This is a genomic window from Bacteroides gallinaceum (genome assembly GCF_030373775.1).
Taxonomy (GTDB): domain Bacteria; phylum Bacteroidota; class Bacteroidia; order Bacteroidales; family Bacteroidaceae; genus Phocaeicola; species Phocaeicola excrementipullorum.
Genome location: NZ_JAUDEN010000004.1, coordinates 1 through 21,410 on the forward strand (window position 1 = coordinate 1; position 21,410 = coordinate 21,410).

Sequence of the window (21,410 nt, forward strand, 5' to 3'; positions counted from 1 at the left end):
CATGCAAGTCTTCAGCCTGAAGATGCAGATCTTTAATCTGAAGATGAACTTTTCTGCGGGATGCTCCGACTTTTTTGGGGGAGATAAGGCCGTTTTGCTTTGCAGGAAAGACTGTTTTCGGGAGTTTGATACATTCGTGCTATTAATTGGCATGTTTCTGTTTCTGTGGGTGTATGGGATTCCTACTTTTGCACTTCGTGAACAGTTATCTTTAATTTATAGTATAGTTCCATGAAAAGGAAATTCATATTATTGGTCGGTATGTTGCTGGCGGGTTTGTCTGTGATGGAGGCAAAAACGATGCAGCGTAATGTTGTGTATAAGGACGCGCATGTTCGTTTCACTGTAGTGTCTGATGGAGTTGTCCGGATGGAATATTCTCCGGCAGGCTGTTTTGTTGACGACAAGTCTTTTGTTGTTGTCAACCGTGCGTATCCTCAGGTTGATTATCAGTTGAAGACGAAAGGGAGATGGGTTGAGATCATTACATCGAAAATGAAACTGCGTTATCTGAAGGATAGCGGTTGTTTCACGGAAAAGAATCTGACTGTCAGTTCCAGAGGGAATCTTGTCCCTTTTGTCTGGCATCCCGGAATGCGCCAGTCGGGCAATCTGAAAGGGACGTATCGTACGCTTGACGGTATGGACGGGAATGTACAGACGCAGAAATGGGTGCGCGATACGCAGAAAGGAGATACGTTGGCATTGGAAGACGGGTTGCTCTCGACTGACGGGTGGACATTGATCGATGATTCGCAAAGCCACTTGTTTGATGGTGACAAGAAGTGGGAGTGGGTGAAGGAGCGTCCGGCCGACGGGAATCAGGACTGGATTTTTATGGCTTATGGTCATGATTATAAGTCGGCACTGAAAGATTACATCCTGTTTGCCGGCCGGATGCCTTTGCCGCCGCGCTACGCCTTCGGCTATTGGTGGTCGCGTTACTGGCTGTATTCTGATAAAGAGTTCCGCAGGCTGATAGATAATTTTCATCGGTATGACATTCCGCTGGATGTACTGGTGGTCGACATGGACTGGCATTATACGGAAAAAGGCAAAGGGGGCTGGACCGGATGGACATGGAACCGTGAACTGTTTCCATCTCCTGAAGGCTTTTTGCGTTATGTCAAAGCACAAAACCTGAAAGTCACGCTTAATCTGCATCCGGCGGGCGGTGTGGCATCTTATGAAGAACAATATGCGGAGATGGCCAAAAGTATGGGATTGAATCCGGCTGAGGGGAAGACAATCCACTGGATTAATTCGGATAAATGTTTTATGAACAGCATGTTCGACCAGATATTGACACCGATGGAGAAGTCCGGAGTTGACTTCTGGTGGCTGGACTGGCAGCAAGATTTGTATGATCCGAAGGTAAAAGGGCTGAATAATACATGGTGGATCAATTATGCCTTTTTTAGCAGAATGGAGCGCAACCGCAACACGCGTCCGTTGCTTTATCATCGTTGGGGCGGACTGGGGAACCACCGTTATCAGGTGGGATTTTCCGGGGATGCCGTTATCTCCTGGAAATCTCTCGAATACCAGCCTTATTTTAATTCTACGGCTTCCAATGTGCTTTATGGCTATTGGAGTCATGATTTAGGCGGCCATATAGGCAGTCGCATTGATCCGGAAATGTATGTCCGATGGTTGCAGTTCGGCGCTTTTAGTCCGATTATGCGTACACATTCGCAAAAAAGTGCAGAGCTGAATAAAGAGCCTTGGGCTTTTTCCCGCGGATACAGCGACATTGTCCGTGAAACGATTTGCCGGAGATATACGATGGCTCCATATATTTATACAATGGCCCGTAAGGGATATGATGAAGGGTTGTCACTTTGCCGTCCGTTGTATTATGACTGGCCGGAACAATCTCAAGCTTACCGGTTCCGCAACGAATATATGTTTGGAGATGCCATGCTGGTGTCGCCGGCAACGGCTCCTTCGGACAGCGGATATTTAAAGGTTCGTACCTGGCTGCCTGAAGGTGACTGGTTTGAATGGAGTTCTGGCACATTGTTGTCGGGCGGACAGGTCGTGGAACGGAATTTTGCTCTAGATGAGTATCCCGTTTATGTAAAGGGAGGAGCGATTCTTCCTTTTTATACAGACAAGGTCAAAAATCTGAATGGCAACGATGAGGAGATCGTGGTCACCGTATTCCCGGGAGGAGAAGGTTTTTCGTGTTTCGATCTTTATGAAGATAATGGAAATGATAAAAACTATGACTCGCAATATGCTGTCACGCACTTGGAATCTTGCCGTAAGGGAAACAAACAGACAATAGTGGTAGGCGGGCGTAAGGGTATGTATAAAGATATGCCCGTGTCGCGTCCGTTTAAGGTGAAGGTGCTGCTGTCGCATATGCCGGAATCTGTTTCCGTTAACGGGCAGCCGGCAAAGTATACTTATCAGGCCGAAGAGTTCGCACTTTTGGTCGAGCTGCCTGTCGTATCCTGCGAACAAGAGAAAAGAGTGGAAATTGTATATGGCAGAGGAAATTCTGAATTGAATGGCCTGCCGGGAATAACGCGCAGAATGTCAAAGTCAATGGAAGCGTTGAAGTACCGAAACTCTTATATCTGCTTTAAAGAGGAACTGGGAAAGATGGGCAGCCTGAATGAAACGGTCTTATATTATCCTGATGAGATGGAAAACCGTGTGGCCGAATTCTGGAAAAGTTGGTCAGAACTGCCCGCCGTATTGGAGCGCCAGGGACTGAAAAAAGAAGATGTCAGCTGGTTTTTAAGAAACGTTGGCTGGGAGCGTGCGTTTTGATAGGAATATTCTCTTGTTTTTCATTTAATTTATTTCAAGAATGGATAAATTTAGACTGTTTTTTTTCGTTTTATTGGTGAATGTCTTTTGTGCTGAGGCGCAATGGAGGCCTGCAGGAAATCGTATTCGTACTACATGGGCGGAGCATATGGATGTCAATAATGTCTTGCCGGAATATCCCCGTCCGATAATGGAGCGTGAAGAGTGGCTGAATCTGAACGGATTGTGGCATTATTCCGTTCTTCCTGCCGGATCTTCAGCTCCGGCATCGTATGAAGGTCAGATTTTAGTGCCTTATGCCATTGAGTCAAGTTTGTCTGGCGTAGGCCGAAAGTTAGGAGAGGAAAATGAACTTTGGTACATGCGCGAGTTTGAAATTCCTTCGTCTTGGAAAAACAGGCGGGTGCTGCTGCACTTTGGGGCTGTGGACTGGAAGGCTGACGTGTGGGTTAATGACATTAAGGTTGGATCCCATACAGGCGGATTTGCCCCGTTCTGTTTTGATATCACCTCATCTATTAGCAAAGGTAAAAATGTAGTGTGCGTAAAAGTATGGGATCCTGTTGACAAAGGTTTCCAGCCTCGTGGCAAGCAGGTGGACAACCCTCATGGCATCTGGTATACTTCGGTCAGCGGAATCTGGCAGACTGTCTGGTTGGAGCCTGTGCCCGAGCAATACATTGAAAAGGTCAGGATTACGCCTGATGTAGACCGGAATCTGCTTGCGGTGAATGTTGCTGCTAATATGCAGGATGAAGTGGACAAGGTGGAAGTCGCTGTTTTTGATGGCGGGAAGAAGGTTGCTTCCGGTGCGGCTCTGAACAATGTTGGCATTGATGTAGCCATGCCCGCTGATGCGAAGCTTTGGTCGCCCGACCACCCTTTCTTATATGATTTGGAAATATGCTTGTATGCTCATGGAAAACTGGTGGACAAGGTGAAAAGCTATGCAGGAATGCGTAAGTATTCTACACGCCGGGACAAAAACGGCATTATGCGCCTGCAGCTTAACAACTGTGACATCTTTCAATTTGGCCCCTTGGATCAGGGTTGGTGGCCAGACGGTCTGTATACGGCTCCAAGCGACGAGGCTTTAGCTTATGATATTCTGAAAGCAAAAGATTTGGGATTTAATATGATACGCAAGCACGTCAAGGTTGAGCCGGCCCGCTGGTACAGTTATTGCGACCGTATGGGAATTATTGTATGGCAGGATATGCCTAATGGCGACCGCAGTCCGGAATGGCAACCCGGATGTTATTTTAACGGAAGGGATGTCACTCGCTCCTCCGAGTCGGAAAATAATTTCCGGAAGGAATGGAAGGAGATTATCGACTGCCTTTATTCTTATCCTTCAATTGCTGTTTGGGTTCCTTTCAATGAGGCTTGGGGGCAGTTTAAGACTCCTGAGATTGTTGCATGGACAAAAAGTTATGATCCTTCACGTTTGGTGAACCCCGCAAGCGGAGGCAATCATTATGCCTGTGGAGATATGTTGGACCTTCATAAATATCCCGCTCCAGAACTTTATCTTTATGACGGCGCTCGCCCGACGGTTTTGGGTGAATACGGCGGCATTGGTCTGGCTTTGGAAGGACATACCTGGGAGGACAGACGCAACTGGGGTTATGTTCAGTTTAAAAATGCGGATGAAGCTACCGAGGAATACATAAGGTATGCCCGTATGCTGTTGGAGTTGGCGAAAACCGGATTTTCTGCAGCAGTTTATACGCAAATAACTGATGTGGAGGTGGAAGTCAATGGTCTGATAACTTATGACCGCAAGATTGTCAAGTTGGACGAGGCGAAACTTCGGGAAATCAATCAGACCGTCTGCCATTCGCTCGACAATAGGTTCTGACTGGTTTCTGTGCGGCAGGATGAAAAGATTCATTGCTATTTTCTAACAGTATGAAAATCCCGTTCAAAACCTGTTGTTTGGGACATTACTCCTTTTTTTTAGGATTTTTGTGCTATCCTGATTCTTGTTTTTGCCATAATTTAGCAATGTTGAAAAACTGAAAGCAAATCTTATAGATCTATAATGGACGAGTTTTTAATTTTAATGTAAACTAAGTTTTTAAATTTAATGTCATGAAAAAACGAAAGATTCTGAATGGTTCTTTGACAGGGAGGTGCTGCTTGCTGCTGCTTTTCCTGTTGTCAGTAGCATTTGTACGGGCTCAGTCATTTCGGGAAGTGTCAGGTGCTATTACCGATGATAAAGGTGAACCGATTATTGGTGTAAGTGTGACAGTTGAAGGAATCTCGTCTGCCGGGACGATTTCTGATATTGACGGGCGTTATAGCCTGCAGCTTCCTCAGAAGAAAGTTACTTTGGTCTTCTCTTTTATTGGATATAAGACTGTGGTGAAGACGTTGGACGCCAATGCAAGAATACTAAACGTAGAGATGGAAGAGGACAATAAAATGCTGGATGAGGTTGTTGTTGTCGGTTATGGTACGATGAAGAAGAAGGATTTGACCGGTTCTGTATCCCATATCGGCGAAGAGGTGATGCAGAGCAGGGTGGCGACGAATGCTTTGGATTTTCTTTCTGCCAGCATTGCCGGTGTTAACCTGACTCCTTCTACTGATGCTGCTGGCGGCGGGTCTTTGTTGATTCGTGGCAAACAGTCTTTGAAGGCCAGTTCTTCTCCGCTGATTGTATTGGACGGTGTCATTTTTTATGGTAACATTGATGATATCAACCCCAACGATATTGAAAGCATGGATGTGCTGAAGGATGCTAGCTCTACAGCCATTTATGGTGCTAAAGGTTCTGCCGGTGTAATTATGATCAACACCAAACGGGGAAAATCAAGCAAGCCGGTGATAAATATAAGCGCTAAGGTAGGTACGGTGCAGGCTACTTTCACTCCGGTAATGCCAACACCTGAGCAGTTTATACAGCGCCGTATGGATTATTGGAAAACCCAGGACTATTTTAAGCCCAGCGACTCGCAGATGAAGAACGGTTATTATGATAATCCCTATAACTTGCCTGAGGGTGTGACACAGGAACAATGGGCAGGTTACGATGCTTCATTTTCTGGTGACTATATAGGGACATGGCTGACACGCCTGGGTTTCGACCCGTTGGAAATAGAGAATTATAAGGCTGGCCGTGTTACAGACTGGATGGATCTGGTGTTGCAGAACGGTTTCCGCCAGGATTATAATGCGTCGGTTTCCGGTAAGAATGAACGTACCAATTATTATTTCTCGTTAGGCTATACGAATAATGACGGCTTCAAGGTCGGCGATTATTTTCAGGCTGTACGTGCCCGTATTAATCTGGATACACAGATTACAAAATGGCTGAATGTCGGTTTGAATGCCCAGTTTGCCACCAAAGACCAAAGCGGCATTGGCGCTGACATCTCAGGAGCTAAATCCATGAGCCCTTTTGGCAATATGTGGGAGGAAGACGGAACGATCAAAGTGAGGCCGGCAAACGATAACCGCACTTCAAATCCGTTGCTGGCCCATACGGTAGACAGTAAGTTGAATAAAAGACAGACGCTGGTTTCCAGTGTATATGGAAAACTGAAACTGCCTTGGGGATTTTCCTGGCAGACTACGTTCAATGCGCGTTTTGGCTGGATAAAAGATTATTATTTCGATTCGGACATCAAGCCAGGGGTAGACGCTGGAGGTAAGGCCAAACGCCGTGATTTCTCTGATTATGAATGGAGCGTGGATAACATGTTGAAATGGAATCAGACATTTGGAGGCATTCATAATTTCGATTTTACTTTTGTGTATACAGTCGAAAAATATCAGTCGTGGGACTCTACGGGCGAGAATAAAGCTTTCCAACCCAACGGGAATCTTATTTTTCATGCTATCCAGTCTGGTATCGCTCCTACGGTAACCTCTACGGATGAGATGCAGACCGGCAATGGCTTGCTGTGGCGCTTGAACTATTCGTTGCTGGACCGTTACCTTTTGACGGCGGCTGTGCGTCGCGACGGGTTCTCTGCTTTTGGCCAGAATGACCCTTATGGAGTGTTTCCCTCTGCTGCCGTGGCTTGGCGCATGAATGAAGAAAAATTCTTGAAGAATGTTGATTGGCTGGATAATCTGAAGCTTCGTTTTTCTTGGGGACAGACTGGTAACCGTGACATCGGCCGTTATGCAGCTTTTTCCCGCTTGACGGTAACCAATGCCATTATGAATGGCGTTAACTATAAAGCGGTTTATCCGTCCAGCTTGGCCAACCGTAATTTGAAGTGGGAAACTACTACAGGACGCAATATTGGTCTGGATTTTGGCGTGCTGAACAATCGTATTACAGGTACTGTTGATGCTTATTGGAATAAAACAACAGACTTGCTGATGGACCGGGCGATGCCTGAAATATCGGGATATGGAAGCATTGCTTCAAATCTGGGACAAATTGACAATAAAGGTGTAGAAGTCACTGTTACCACAACGAATATAAATGTTCCGGGAAAAGTGCATTGGACTACATCATTCATATATTCTACCAATAAAAATGAGATTAAGCACTTGTATGGCAATATGATCGATGTATTGGATGCCGATGGAAACGTAGTGGGGCAGCGTGAAGATGATGACGTTCAGAACGGTTGGTATATCGGCCACGGTATCGATGATATCTATGACTATAAATTTGTTGGTATCTGGCAGATGGGCGAGGAGCTTGAAGCCGATAAATACGGCAAGCAGCCGGGAGATCCGAAACTGGAAGACGTTAATAATGACGGAGTGATCAATGAGGATGACAAACAATGGCTAGGCTCTAAGATACCTACTCACCGGCTGAATATTTCCAGCAGCCTGGATTTGTGGAACTGCGTTAATTTCTCTTTCACTTTGCGCGGCGAATTTGGCTGGAAGGCTGTGGATAATTTAGCGCGCAATGAGGATAACCGTTACTTCAATCAGGCAAATTCTGTATGGACAGAATACTGGACTCCCTGGAATCCAAGTGCGGGATATGCTCGTTTAGGTTCTGACTGCAATAACCCTACGGTAAATATTTACAAGAACCGTAGTTATATGAAGATGCAGAACATGTCGTTGTCTTATACATTCCCGAAGCATCTGATACAAAAGTTGCAGATTGAGAACTTGCGTGTTAGCTTGAATGTAGACAATGCGTTCACTATATCTGGATGGCGTACGTCTGATCCGATGGTAAATGCTATTTCTCCACGCATCTTTACGTTTGGAGTAAACATGACTTTGTAACTGTAATTTTATTATATCAATTGAAATCAAAATGAAAACGAAAAGATATGTTGCAAAAGGCATTATGGCTTGTTTTATGGCTGCTGGTTTGTCCGGTTGTGTCGATCTGACGCCTGAACCAATGTCTTTCTTGACTCCAGAAAATACATTTGTAGACCGTGACGGGTTGGAAACCATGTTGCGCCTTTGTCGCAAACAAATTAGTTTTGAATGGTTTGGAGATGCTTTTAATTCTGGAAATTGTGAAACTTTTGCCGTTTACGAATATGCCTGGTCTGACTTGGCGGTGATGGGAGGCCCTGAAACCAAGGAGATTCATAATATGGTGACACAGTTGACGCCTACTACAAACATGTATTTGCATCTGCGCTATTGGGTATTCGGATGGAATGGCATTAAATATGCTAACACTGTTATAACACGTGCGCCTGAAGCTTCGGATATGGCTTCTGAAGAAGACCGTAACGCTGTTTTGGCGGAAGGATACTTTCATCGCGCGTACTGGTATTATTTGCTGACTCATCAATTCGGTGATATTCCTTGGATTGATTCTGAAATAACAGGACCGAAGCTGGATTTCAATACAACTTCACGCTGGACCATCCTGGAAAATATAAAGAAGGACATGGAATATGCCGTCAAGTGGCTGCCGGAATCCGTAACTCCAGGTTCTGTTGGCCGTGCCGCGGGCGAACACCTGCTTTCTAAAATATATTTGGCTTTGGGCGAGTTCAAGAATGCGGAGGATGCTGCGACAAGAGTTATAGACGATTATGGCTTGCATCTGATGACGGAGCGCTTTGGCGTAAATCTGGACGATTCGTCGTTAGATGTGTTCAATGATTTGTTTGATCCGGATAATATCAGTCGCACAGACAATAAGGAATGGATTATGGTGGGACAGGAACGTTATGGACTTGAAGGCTGTTCTTCGCCTAGCGGTTCAAAGCGCAAACGTAATTTCGTTCCTCAGTGGCATGCGGGAAGCAAGGTCAAGACACCCGATGGGAAGCAGGGAACGACGGATGCTTCAGGCGTTTATGATGGATATGAACAATTGGAGGAATTGGGGCGTGGCCTAGCTAAGATCCGTCCGACAAATTATGCTCAGTATGAGCTTTGGAGCAATTGCGGAAGTGACTTGCGGCATAATGAAAACAACTGGTTTGATAAATCGCGTATTGTTTATAACCGCCCGGCTAACAAGGGAGGAAGTGATAAATGGTTTGGAAAACCCGTGGATCCGGCTTATTGTACCGACACGATGCGCTGCTACTTTTCATTCCCTATTGTTAAGGTTCTGATAAGCAAAGACGATCCTAATGCCGGAGGAAAAGTGCCTGTAGGCGGTTATACTGACCAATATATTTTCCGTTTGGCAGAGACTTACCTGAATCGGGCGGAAGCGCGCTGGTGGCAAGGTGACTTGAAAGGTGCAACGGAAGATGTGAACATTATCCGCCGTCGTGCCAAAGCCCCTGAACTTCCGGAAGGATCGGTTACACTGGAACAGATTCTGGACGAAAGGGCGCGTGAACTCTTTCTTGAAGATCATCGTAAGACTGAGCTGACACGCATCGCTTATTTGAAGGCCAAATTGGGTGCAGATGGCTATTCTTTGGAAAATTTCTCTGAAAAGAATTGGTATTACGACCGCATAATGGAAAAAAACAACTTCTTTAAGGAACAATATTTTTATGACACGAATGCGTTTGTTATGGAGCCCTATCATGTATTGTGGCCGATACCTCAAAATGCGATAGAGTCGAATACTCAAGGCCGTATCAATCAGAATTACGGTTATGACGGTTATGAAGACAATATTCCTGTTGAGGAACTTGATGCGAAGATTGGGAAATAACGGAAAGGCAATAGAATGAATTTTAATTTTTAGGCATAATGAGTTTGCTGGAAATCTGTTTGTTGTGTCTATGGAACACTTCCTGGTTCAATGGCTTGCGCCTAAAAATTCAATGTGACAAATTTATATTAGATTTTATGACTAAGAAACATTTTTATATCTCAGCCCTGGCTCTGATAATGGGAGGGGCATCTGTTGCATGTTCGGATGATGAATCAACCACTTATGTGACTTATCAGCATCCTTATTCAAATCCATTGACCGATTATAGTGCGGCAGACCCGACGGTCTTGAAGGAAAATGATCATTCTTTTTATGTGTATTGTACAAATACATGGCAGGCTTTGCATTCTGCAGATTTGGTGAACTGGACTAAATGTGATCAGAATCTGTTTGAAAAGCGGCCTTCGTTTGTAACAGGCTCAGGGGTTTCTGTCTGGGCGCCCGACATAGAAAAAATAGGGGATAAATATGTTCTTTACTATGCGATGTCGGCTATGGGGAAACCGGAGAATGCAGCTATCGGAACGGCTTATTCCGACTCTCCTCAGGGACCCTTCAAACTGGACAAATCACGTGACGGAAAAGGCTTGCTCTTTACTTCTAAAGAGATTGATGTGCGTAATTCCATTGATCCCTGTTTCTTTGAGGAAGATGGCAAGAAATGGTTGTTCTGGGGGAGCTTTAATGGAATTTATGCTGTGCAGCTTTCAGATGACGGAATGAATGTATTGAACGGTGATCTGGAGGCCGCTAAGAAGAACAAGGTGAAAATAGCCGGAACGGCTTTTGAGGCTCCGTATATTTGTAAGCGAGGTGACTATTATTATATGTTTGCCTCTGTCGGCGCTTGCTGCAATGCTATGTTGAGCACCTATACAACAGTGGTTGGCCGTTCGACATCTCTGCTGGGACCGTATGTGTCTAAGTCGGGCGTGTCTATGCTGGATAACGGTTACGACGTGGTTATTCGGGCAAATGATCATTTTGTTGGCCCTGGACACAATTCGGAAATTGTGACAGACAGTGAGGGTAATGAGTTTATATTGTATCATAGTTATAATCGAATGACTCCGTCAAAAGGGCGTTTCCTTATGCTTGATAGGATTTTTTGGAGCGAGGACGGATGGCCATTGATAAAGGGAGATAGCCCTTCCAGTGAAGCCGAAGCTCCTGTATGTAAATGATGAGGAGATATGTTGAGAAGATTGTTTTTGGGAGTAACCCTTGCCATAAGCCAAATGCTTGTGGCAAGGGAATTTGTGGATATATATCGCAACCCTGTTGTGGATTATAGCTTGCCGGATCCTTCGGTCGTTAAAGCGGAGGACGGATATTACTATCTGTTTGCAACAGAAGATATACGTAATATGCCGATTTGCCGGTCTTCGAATTTAGTGGACTGGAAATTTGTGGGAACTGCATTTACAGATGATACTCGGCCTGCTTTTGAACCCGGTGGGGGATTGTGGGCTCCTGATATTAATAAGATAGGCGACAAATATGTACTGTATTATTCTATGTCACGTTGGGGCGGTGAATGGACGTGCGGTGTTGGAGTGGCTACGTCTGACAGTCCGGCCGGACCTTTTCAAGACAAGGGAATGATGTTTCGAAGTAACGAGATTGGGATTCAGAACTGCATAGATCCTTTTTATATTGAGGATAATGGAAAGAAATTTTTATTTTGGGGCAGTTTCCGAGGCATTTATGGGGCGGAGTTGTCGGATGATGGCTTGTCTTTAAAGCAGGGAACAGAGTTTAAGAAGGTTGCGGGGTCTGCTTATGAGGGAACTTACATCTATAAACGGGATGGATATTATTATTTGTTTGCTTCTACGGGCACTTGCTGTGAAGGAGTAAAGAGTACATACCAGACAGTTGTAGGACGGTCTAAATCGTTGTGGGGTCCTTATGTGGACAAACAAGGCCGGCGTATGCTGGAAAACCATCATGAACTTCTGATAGGCCGCAATGACCGCTTTGTAGGAACCGGACATAATTCTGAACTGGTAACGGATGATGTTGGGCAGGACTGGATTCTTTATCATGGAGTCAATGTTAAGAATCCGGGCGGACGCGTTCTGCTGCTGGATAGGGTGGACTGGAAAGATGGCTGGCCGGAGGTAGACAAGAAGTCTGCTTCAGCGGAATCCGAAAAACCTGTATTCTTTTCCGATGCTTTGAGCGCTGTTTTGTCTGTGAAAGTTCCTGGCAATAAGGCTGTTCATTATCCGCTCCATATGGAAGAGGCAGCGGACGGCTATTTTAATTATGAATGGAAAGCTGATACAAGTCTGCCTGTATTAATGTTTCAGAAAATAGACAAGCATGATGATGAGGCTTATCTGACTTTGCGGCTGATGGCTTTGGAAGATGTCTATTTTAATTTCAATTATCGTTTGCTGACAGGCATTCTCCATGCGAACAGCCAGTTTTATATGCCCGGCTTTTGGTATCGTCGCAATCAGCGTTCGCCCAAAAGCGCTCCGTCATTTCAGACTTCAGACAGTTGGGTGGTTCGAGAAGATCGCTTAAGTGCGCCTCTGACCGGTGTTTTTGACAGTAAAACGGGGGCATCGTTGGTCGTGAGCCGAACCGGAGAATTAAGTGTAGATGCACTGACCACGCATAAGGAAGGCGAAGTTATTCTTTCTGGAGAAACTTCGTTGGGCTTTATTGGCTTTGAGAATTTGGACGGACAAAGTGCTCTGGCTTTTGGATATCCATATAAGGAGGCTCCCAAGAGTTATTTGCGCAAACTGACCCTTGCTCCTGAAATTGAAGCCTATCGCTTTCTGGAAAAAGGGAAAACACTTTCGTTGACATGGAAAGTCAAATCGGGCAAGGCGCTTGATTTCTCTGATTTTATTTGTCAGACATGGGAGGATAGTTATGACACTTACCGTCCGATGCCTGTGGATACTCTTTGCTCTGTCGAGGAAGTGAAAAATGTTTTGAGCCGTTATTTTGTCACAAGCCTGGTTGATAAATATCCGTTGGTATATAATTCGGGGGCGCATATACGGGTAGATGATTGTCGCCCCAACGGTATAGCTGAGGTTGGATTTATTGGGCGCACGCTTTTGAATGCTTTCAATGCATGGGAATATGGCTGGCAAATGAATCGCCATGAGCTGATAAACAATAGTGCCCGGATTTTTGGTTCGTACTTGAAGAATGGTTTTACTTCCGCTGGTTTTTTCCGTGAGTATGTTGATTTGGAAGAAGGAACGGAAAAGAAGGAACTTAGTATTCGTCGTCAGTCAGAAGGCGTATATGCAATGTTGCATTATCTATCTTTTGAGAAACAACATGGTCGGCGTCATGCAGAATGGGAGGATAAAATAAGGCATTTGTTGGATGCGTTTCTTCATTTGCAAAAAGAAGATGGCAGTTTTCCACGCAAATTTTATGAAGATTTTTCCGTTGTGGATGCAAGCGGAGGCAGTACTCCTTCGGCAACACTGCCATTAGTCATGGGCTATAAATATTTTAAGGATAAGCGTTATCTGGCAGCGGCCAAGCGTACGGCTGATTATTTGGAGCATGAAATCATAGCGAAGTCGGATTACTTTTCGTCTACTCTTGATGCAAATTGTGAGGACAAAGAAGCATCGCTTTATGCTGCAACAGCTACTTATTATTTGGCTTTGGTTACTTCCGGCAACGAGAGGTTGCATTATGCCAAGCTATGTCGTACGGCGGCTTATTTTGCCTTGTCATGGTATTATTTATGGGACGTGCCGTTTGCGAAAGGTCAAATGTTGGGAGATATAGGATTGAAAACGCGCGGTTGGGGTAATGTGTCGGTAGAAAACAACCATATTGACGTTTTTGTCTTTGAGTTTGCTGATGTGTTGCGCTGGTTGTCCGAGCAGTATTCAGACTCTCGTTTTGCGGAGATGGCTGATGTTATATTTACCTCAATGAGGCAGCTGCTTCCTTTTGAAGGGCATTTATGCGGTGTTGCTAGGCCTGGGTATTATCCTGAAGTCGTACAGCATACGTCTTGGGATTACGGACATAATGGCAAAGGATTTTATAACGATATTTTTGCGCCGGGCTGGACTGTAGCTTCGTTGTGGGAATTATATACGCCAGGCAGGGCGGAAAAATTCCTGAAGCAATAAAGTATGTCGTATGTTTGAACTAAAAACAGGAGGGTATGTTTCCGAAAGGTTCCCCTCCTGTTTTTTTACCGCAGATTTACGCGGATTATTTCCTTTTATTCTTTAACTCCTCTAACTTCTCTAACTCCTCTTCCTCAGAATCTGCATTTGAGGTCGATCCCGAACTGGAGGGGACGGCCTTGCTGCGCGAATCCTCTGTTCATCGTTTCAAAGTAGAAGGCCTGGTAGTCTTTGTTCAGCGCGTTGTTTATCCAGAAGCCGACCTGGCCGTTGCCCTTGTTCAGGCTGACGCGGCCGTTGAGTATGCCGTAGAGCGGCTGGCTGGCGTTGTTCTGCTCTGTCCAGTAGATACGTCCCGCCGCACGATAGTTGGCGTTGACCGTAATGTTGTCCAGCCATGCACCTTTGCGCAGTCTGAACACGTACTGTCCGCCTGCGGTGAACGTGTGCTTCGGGACGAAAGGCACGTAGTTTCCGTTGTAGTCTTCCGTGTCGCTCAGCGTATAGTCAGTGAAGGTGGCGTATGTGTATCCGTAGCTGCCGTACAGACTGAGCGCGTCCGTGATCTGTGAGCGCAGGCTCGCTTCCGCGCCGATGCTTCGGCTCTTTCCGGCGTTGACCGTGATGCGTCCCAGTCCGCTGTCGGCGAAGCGGGAAATCTGCTGGTCGCGCGTGTCCATGTAGAAAGCGGCCAGATCAGCCTGGAGCTTTCCGCCGAACAAGGTCAGGTGCGTGCCGATTTCATAGTTCCACGAATATTCCGGCTTGTAGAGCGTAGCTTCGCGGATGGAAGCGGAGCCTGTCTTGAAATTCTCCAGCATCGAGGCGAAGCGTTTGAAGTTCGGGTCGGCGGCGAGCGCGTCGATCATCGCGTTCCGCAGCGATCCCTGGATCAGGTCGGAAAACATCTGGATGTTGTAGCCTCCCGAGCGGTATCCTTTGGTTACGCTTGCATAGACATTGTTCTGCGGATTCCATGCGTATTCGAGGGCGAATTTCGGCAGGAGCTGCGTGTAGTCGGCCGATTCCTCTCCGATGAAGGAGCTGATGGCGTGCAGGTTCTCGCTGGTGATGTGCATCGGACCCATGCCGAAGAGGAAGTCGAAGTCCATGTCGGTTCCCGAATCGTAGTGCATCTTGATCTTCTCATAGTCCAGACGCAGTCCCACGGTGAGCGACAGACCGTCGACGAAGAGGTCGTTCAGCGTCGACTGGTGGTAGACGGCTCCGTTCAGCACCGGTGTTTCGAACCGTCCGGGCACCGGCAGCGTGCTGTTGTTTACGGTGAGGTGCATGGTCGGTGCGGCAGGGTTTCCGCTGGGGAACATGGAGTTGGCATTGTCTTCGATCATCGTCTTCACCCCGTCCGGGCGGAAAGTCACCGGCGCGTCCGTGTCCAGCCACTGGTAGAATCCGCTCACTCCGGTAGTCCACTGCCATCTGCTTCCCGGCTTCGACTTCATGACGATTTCCTCGCTCAGCGTTTTCGAATTCTGCTTCTGCATGATCGTATAGATATCCTGTTCCGTGAAATCCTGGTCGAGATCCATCCGGTCGTAGAGATACTGGAATCCCGTGGCGCTGCTCAGCGTGAAGTTTCTGCCTTGGTATTCCAGGTTCACTCCCGAGTTGACCAGATTCCGCCTGTATCCGCAGTCGTTGTTGTATGATATGCTTCCGATGTATCCGGCGCGGTCTTCGGTTTCTCCGTCCGTGCGTCCTGTATATTCGTAGGGGTATCCTCCCTGGTTCGTGTATTCGTAGTTCACGGTGAAGTCCAACTTCAGGTTCTCCGTGGGCAGCCAGATCGCGCGGATGCGTCCGCCGAACTCGTTGTCCGTGTCGATGCGTTTTCCGTTGAAGTCGTTCTTGAAGAATCCTCCCTTATGGCTGTAGAAGGCACCTGCCGAAAAGGCGAATTGCGTGCTGATGCGGTGGTAGTGGGTGAGCGAAGCCTGGTAGTTGTTGTAGGTGGCTGCGCTCAGCCGGAGATCCGTTCCTTGGTAGGTGAAGGGCGACTTGGTGAAGACGCGGATCAGTCCTCCCATCGTGTTGCGTCCGTAGAGGGTTCCCTGCGGGCCGCGCATCACGTCGATGCGTTCCACATCGGCATAGTTGAAGTCGAAGGCCGACTTGTCGATGAAGGGGATGTTGTCGACATACAGTCCGATTGCCGGCGTGTTGATGCGCGAGCCGATGCCCCGGATATACACAGAGGTGGTCAGCTTCGAGCCGTAGTCGGGGATGAAGAGGTTGGGCACGAGCGCCGAGAGCGACTTGACCGAAGTGACGGCGTTGTTGCGCATGTCTTCCTGCGAGAGCGAGGTTGCCGACACCGGCTGCTGCCTCAGGCGGCTGTTTTCTTTCGGGGTGGCGATGACCACCACTTCTTCGATGTCGATTACTTTGGTTGTGTCGCCCGGCAGTGTGCCGTTGGCGTTGTTGTTTGTGGCTGCAGCCGCGGATGCGGAAGCCAGCATCAGTCCAGTTAGTATTTTATGCTTTTTCATGTTGCGGTTATTTTTTCCGCTTGCAAAGTAACGGGTTCTTTTTGTGTCCTGCAATCCTAATTTATGAGGATAATTTTCTTGTGCTGTGGGTGTTTTTTGAACCGCTGATTTACGCAGATTTACGCGGATTGTTGTTTGGGTTTTGTTTTTGCAGGACGTTCCGGGCTTGCAGGGTAACATACCGCATTATAACAGCTGCGAGTAGCATAACGCAATTTTACCGAATAGTTTTCTTCCATATCAATAGTAAGTGAAAACTAAAGGCACTGGATTACTTGTACCACGCACTGTCTTTTATGTTCTCATAGTGCCTTGATCTGATTATTTCAGGAGTTGTATCAACTGATGGAAATTCTTCTGCGATTTCTTGAGCTAAACAATGCAATAATTTCTCTCCTAATACAGCAGAATATTTTCCCCGTAATGCCTTTTCATACCAATTTATCAAATCATTTTCAGTAACGATACTTTGAATATGGCTTCGCCATCCTATTTGTGATAGCAGAGAAACTATAATATCTTTTTCTGCATCTTTACAGACTATTACAATTTTATCGCTGGAAACGCCATTGACAATATTTTCAGCCAAAGTGATATCTAAACTTAAATGCTTGATTTGAATCGCAGGTCCCCAATTAGAATACATATCCAATCCACGGTCTGCCGCATTTGTAACTCCAACCCTATAGATTTTGGCTTCTTGAATGTATTGAGGAGAAGAACTGTCCAGACACATTACTTTCTGTGAAAAATCTTCAAACTCTTTGAGTAAAGGATATGCTTCTTCCTTAACGGTTATTTCCACTTCCAAATTTAATGCTTCAACCAAAGTGGAGAACAATGCATATACAATAATTTCATAAACTTTATCAAGGCTTCGTCTTAAGCCAGCTTCGTTCCAAAAAGAATCGATAAATTTCTTTACGTAGAAGTCTTTTGCCGAAGCATTAAGACAATAATCCAATGCGTTGCTGAGCTGAATATGCTTATGAGTAAATTGATTGTATATATATGCTTCAACAGCTCCATTTGTTCTTCTGTTTTCTCTGCCTAATACAACAAGTACTGATGGTGGTGTTGCATTTGCATTAAACAAATCATCCTGGAATCGAGCGCTGCTTGTGCATTTGCGTCCAACAAGAGAAATAGTTACTGCGTCACGCCACTTTTTGCTTTGCGTTCTATAGTCTTCCAGGTTAGAAAGGTCTATGTCTTTGCAAACTCTATCCCGGTATAAGATCTCTGCCACTTGAATTGGCTTGTACAAATGCACCCGCCCCTTCTCTATGACACTATCCAATGCTCTTTTTGCTTCTTCTACTGTAATCATAACTGTTTGTTCAATTCATGTTGTTTTAAAGAAAATATCATCTGCTTGGCTACAGCCGAAATTACTGGCACAGCAACAGAATTGCCTGTTTGATGTTTCATTTGTCCATAAGAAACAACAATTTTAAAGTTTTCAGGGAATCCTTGTAGCCTTAACATTTCCCGTTCCGTTGGTCTTCTCTCATCATTTATGAGAATATAATTGGCAGAAGCTCCTGCGCGTAAACAAGACGAATATGGGTGAGGCGTTATGCTTCCGGCCATATTTTCATGTGAAATATAAGGCTTAGGATAATTAGGGTCTTTAAGCCGCATTAACCGAGATTCTTTAATACGCTCCTTTACATAATATTTATCATCAACTTTTTCTTCTAATATATCAGCAAGTTTTTTACGCTGGGAAACAGGTATCGGATCAGGAAAAGTGAACATTACATCGTCTAGGAAACCAACAATAATGATTCGTTCACGTTTTTGAGGCACTCCATAATCCAAAGCATTTAAAACCTTGGCATATACATTGTATCCTAATGCTTCCAAATGTTTCCGAATAATTTTAAATGTTTTTCCCTTGTCATGAGCCGTTAGGTTTTTCACATTTTCGAGCATAAAAGCTTTTGGCCTTTTTTCCCTTAAAATTCTTTCTATTTCAAAAAACAAAGTACCACAAGTTTCATTCTCAAATCCTTCTTTTTTCCCTATAATAGAAAATGCTTGACAAGGAAAGCCTCCAAGCAAGATGTCAAAATCAGGAATGTCTTTTGCTTCGATCTTGGTAATGTCACCAGATGGATACTCTCCAAAATTAGCTTGATAAGTTTTGCACGCATCTTTATCAAACTCTGAGGAAAAGACACAATGTCCTCCTGCGGATTCAAAACCTAACCTTATTCCTCCGATTCCTGCAAACAAATCAATAAAACTAAATGAACTCCAATCCATCATTATTTTAATTTATTGTTACTGATTGATAAATATTTCACTGCTCTTCTTCGTCTCACAAATACGATTTTTAATTTATTCAAATTAGAGCGTTTAAATTTTCCGATTAAGTATTTTATCCGCCCCTTTTTGAGCTTGTTTCCGGTCTGTTTCCCCACTTTTACTCGTCAGACAGCCTGCTATCATCCTCATGAAATCAGAAAAACATCCTTGAAAACAATTCGCAAAATAAACCTGCACAAAATTTAAACGGCTCTTAAAGTTAAATGCAAATATATATTTTTTTTGCGATAATGCGTTCTGCAGATTCAAATCCATTGTCTGTGCCTTTTCCGACAGCGCATGGCGATTTTTTTTGAACCGCGGATTCTGTCAGATGCTGTCGGCGTCGATGTATCCGTGCATGACCGCATAGATGGCAAGCCCCGACGCAGACTTGATCCCCAGCTTTTCGGTGATGTTCTTGCGGTGCGATATGACTGTGGTCAGGCTGATGTGCAGCTTTTCGGCGATTTCCTTGTTGATGAGTCCCTTTGTGAGCAGCACCAGCACTTCGATCTCCCTCGGGGTCAGTTCGTCTGCCGCTTCCGGTAGGGGGCGGTGCATGTTTTCGTGTCCTGTTTTCCGCAGCATCATGATGGCTTTGACCAGCCTTTCCTGCGGCATGCAGATGTTGAGCGTGGGGATTCCGTTCAGCAGCGGCTGTTCGCCTGCGGTGAGCACGATGCACTTCGGCCTTCTTTCAAGAAAGAAAGCCGTGTGCGCGAAATAAATATTGGCCGACACGAAATAATGCGCGTACATGTCGGGCGTATCGTCGATGAGCTGTCCGAACGAGGAAAAAGTCCGGATGACGGCATTCGGAATCATTTCTTCCAGTATGGTCTGCAAGCCGAGTGCCGTCAGCGTGTTTGGTTCGAGGATAGCGATTTCGGGTGAGGATGCTTTCATCTTGGAACAGTTTATTTTGTGACAGCCTCCAGGTAGGCGAAGGCCGCTTCGGCACACCGTTCGCCGTCGATTCCTGCCGACACGATTCCGCCGGCGTATCCTGCTCCCTCTCCGCAGGGGAAGAGACCCTCTATCGTGACGTGCTGGAGCGTTTCACGGTCGCGCACGATCCTTACGGGCGATGAGGTCCGTGTTTCCGCCGCTATCATTACCGCTTCGTTTGTCAGGAAGCCGCGCGAGCTTTTTCCGAAGAGCTGGAAGCCCTCGCCCAGCCGTTCGCTGATGAACGGAGGGAGCCAGAAGTGCAGGGGCGACGACACCAGTCCCGGGCTGTAAGAGCTGTCGGGCAGGTCGTAGCTCAGCTTTCTGCGCGTGAAGTCCGCCATCCGCTGTGCCGGTGCCGTCTGCCGCATGTTTCCCTGCTGCCAGCACACTTGTTCGAGCTTTTCCTGAAAGCGCATCACTGCCAGCGGATGTACGCCGTCCTGCACCGGATTCGACAGGATCAGCTGCTCCGTCAGTTCTTCGGCAGAATCCTTCAGGGCCTCCGACTGCACCTGCAGCGCGGGGTCTTCCAGGTCTTCGGGATGAATCTCCACCACCATTCCCGAGTTGCTCCACTTCGTTCCGCGGTTGCTCGGGCTCATGCCGTTCACCACAAGCTGGTGCGGGCCGCTGGCTGCCGGGACGACGAATCCTCCCGGGCACATGCAGAAGCTGTAGACTCCCCGTCCGTCAACCTGCTGCACGAAGCTGTATTCGGCTGCGGGGAGGTATTTTCCCCGTCCATTCTTATTATGGTATTGTATCTGGTCGATCAGCAGCGACGGGTGTTCGAGGCGCACGCCCACAGCAAGGCCTTTCGCCTCTACGGGCACTCCGTTGGCGAAGAGCCAGCGGTATACGTCGCGTGCCGAATGTCCCGTGGCGAGAATCACCGGTCCGTGGAACTCGGTTCCCCGGTTGGTCCGGATGCCTGCCACTTTGCCGTTCTCGATCAGCAGCTCGTCCATCCGCGTTTCGAAATGCACTTCACCGCCGCAGGCAAGGATGGTTTCTCTCATGTTCTCGATAACCCTCGGGAGCTTGTCAGTGCCGATATGCGGATGCGCGTCCGCCAGGATCGACGTGCTTGCTCCGTGCTGGCAGAACACGTTGAGGATTTTGTCTACGCTTCCGCGCTTCTTGCTCCGCGTATAGAGCTTTCCGTCGGAGTATGCTCCTGCTCCCCCTTCGCCGAAGCTGTAGTTCGATTCCGGATCCACTTTGTGCTCCCGGCTGATGCGTGCCAGGTCTTCCTTGCGCTTGCGCACGTCTTTTCCGCGCTCCACCACGACCGGCCTTGCGCCCAGCTCGATGAGTTTCAGAGCTGCAAAGAGTCCTCCGGGACCTGCGCCGACCACGATAACCGGCCGCTTTCCCTCCACGTTCGGGTATTCCGTGCGGATGAAGTCGTCGTTGTCCGGTTCTTCGTTGACGAATACCCTTACCTTGAGGTTGATGAAGATGGTCCGTTGGCGTGCGTCAATGCTCCGCTTGAGTGTCCGTACCGCCCGGATTGTCCGGATATCCATTCCTTTTTCTCTGCTGATGTATTGTTTCAGCGACTGTTCGCTTGCTGCCTGTTCGGGCAGAACCCGCAATTGATATTCTTCTGTCATGTTGTTTTCTTTTGTTTTTTTA

At 46.7% G+C, this 21,410-nt stretch carries 13 protein-coding genes; 7 read left to right on the forward strand and 6 right to left on the reverse strand.

Annotation, left to right across the window (positions count from 1 at the left end):
* From QUW60_RS03250 to QUW60_RS03285, 7 genes are all read left to right on the forward strand, one after another.
* A partial coding sequence (locus tag QUW60_RS03250) for a hypothetical protein (protein WP_289558417.1) occupies positions 1–235 on the forward strand: 235 nt, incomplete at its 5' end.
* Positions 232–2,781, forward strand: a complete 2,550-nt coding sequence (locus QUW60_RS03255) for a glycoside hydrolase family 31 protein (RefSeq protein WP_258337713.1) — start codon at positions 232–234, stop codon at positions 2,779–2,781. The genes QUW60_RS03250 and QUW60_RS03255, both read left to right, overlap by 4 nt.
* A 40-nt stretch (positions 2,782–2,821) precedes the next feature.
* Positions 2,822–4,642, forward strand: coding sequence for a glycoside hydrolase family 2 protein (locus QUW60_RS03260; protein WP_258337712.1), 1,821 nt, complete (start codon positions 2,822–2,824; stop codon positions 4,640–4,642).
* 233 nt (positions 4,643–4,875) lie between these two features.
* Positions 4,876–8,001, forward strand: a complete 3,126-nt coding sequence (locus QUW60_RS03265) for a SusC/RagA family TonB-linked outer membrane protein (RefSeq protein WP_258337711.1) — start codon at positions 4,876–4,878, stop codon at positions 7,999–8,001.
* Positions 8,002–8,032: 31 nt separating this feature from the next.
* Complete coding sequence (locus QUW60_RS03270; protein ID WP_258337710.1) at positions 8,033–9,862, forward strand: RagB/SusD family nutrient uptake outer membrane protein; 1,830 nt, start codon at positions 8,033–8,035, stop codon at positions 9,860–9,862.
* Positions 9,863–9,999: 137 nt separating this feature from the next.
* The gene (locus QUW60_RS03275; protein WP_258337709.1) at positions 10,000–11,049 is read left to right on the forward strand and encodes a family 43 glycosylhydrolase; all 1,050 of its coding nucleotides are present in this window, start codon (positions 10,000–10,002) and stop codon (positions 11,047–11,049) included.
* Between the two features lie 54 nt (positions 11,050–11,103).
* Positions 11,104–13,995: a family 43 glycosylhydrolase gene (locus QUW60_RS03285; RefSeq protein WP_434736842.1), complete on the forward strand. Its 2,892-nt coding sequence runs from the start codon at positions 11,104–11,106 to the stop codon at positions 13,993–13,995.
* A gap of 134 nt (positions 13,996–14,129) precedes the next feature.
* On the opposite strand, the gene QUW60_RS03290 is transcribed toward QUW60_RS03285, so the two are convergent.
* The 6 genes from QUW60_RS03290 to QUW60_RS03315 form a co-directional block, all read right to left on the reverse strand.
* Complete coding sequence (locus QUW60_RS03290; protein ID WP_289558418.1) at positions 14,130–16,505, reverse strand: TonB-dependent receptor; 2,376 nt, start codon at positions 16,503–16,505, stop codon at positions 14,130–14,132.
* Positions 16,506–16,776: 271 nt separating this feature from the next.
* Positions 16,777–17,835 carry a HaeII family restriction endonuclease gene (locus QUW60_RS03295; protein WP_289558419.1) on the reverse strand — a complete coding sequence of 353 codons (1,059 nt, stop codon included), beginning with the start codon at positions 17,833–17,835 and terminating at the stop codon, positions 16,777–16,779.
* Positions 17,832–18,779 carry a DNA cytosine methyltransferase gene (locus tag QUW60_RS03300; protein WP_289558420.1) on the reverse strand — a complete coding sequence of 316 codons (948 nt, stop codon included), beginning with the start codon at positions 18,777–18,779 and terminating at the stop codon, positions 17,832–17,834. Before QUW60_RS03300 ends, QUW60_RS03295 begins: the two co-directional genes overlap by 4 nt.
* Before the next feature lie 90 nt (positions 18,780–18,869).
* Positions 18,870–19,094, reverse strand: a complete 225-nt coding sequence (locus tag QUW60_RS03305; protein ID WP_289558421.1) for a hypothetical protein — start codon at positions 19,092–19,094, stop codon at positions 18,870–18,872.
* A gap of 54 nt (positions 19,095–19,148) precedes the next feature.
* Entirely contained in the window at positions 19,149–19,727 is a 579-nt protein-coding gene (locus tag QUW60_RS03310; RefSeq protein WP_289558422.1) for a helix-turn-helix transcriptional regulator, read from the reverse strand.
* Positions 19,728–19,738: 11 nt separating this feature from the next.
* Positions 19,739–21,388, reverse strand: a complete 1,650-nt coding sequence (locus QUW60_RS03315; RefSeq protein WP_258337706.1) for an NAD(P)/FAD-dependent oxidoreductase — start codon at positions 21,386–21,388, stop codon at positions 19,739–19,741.
* Positions 21,389–21,410: the final 22 nt, after the last annotated feature.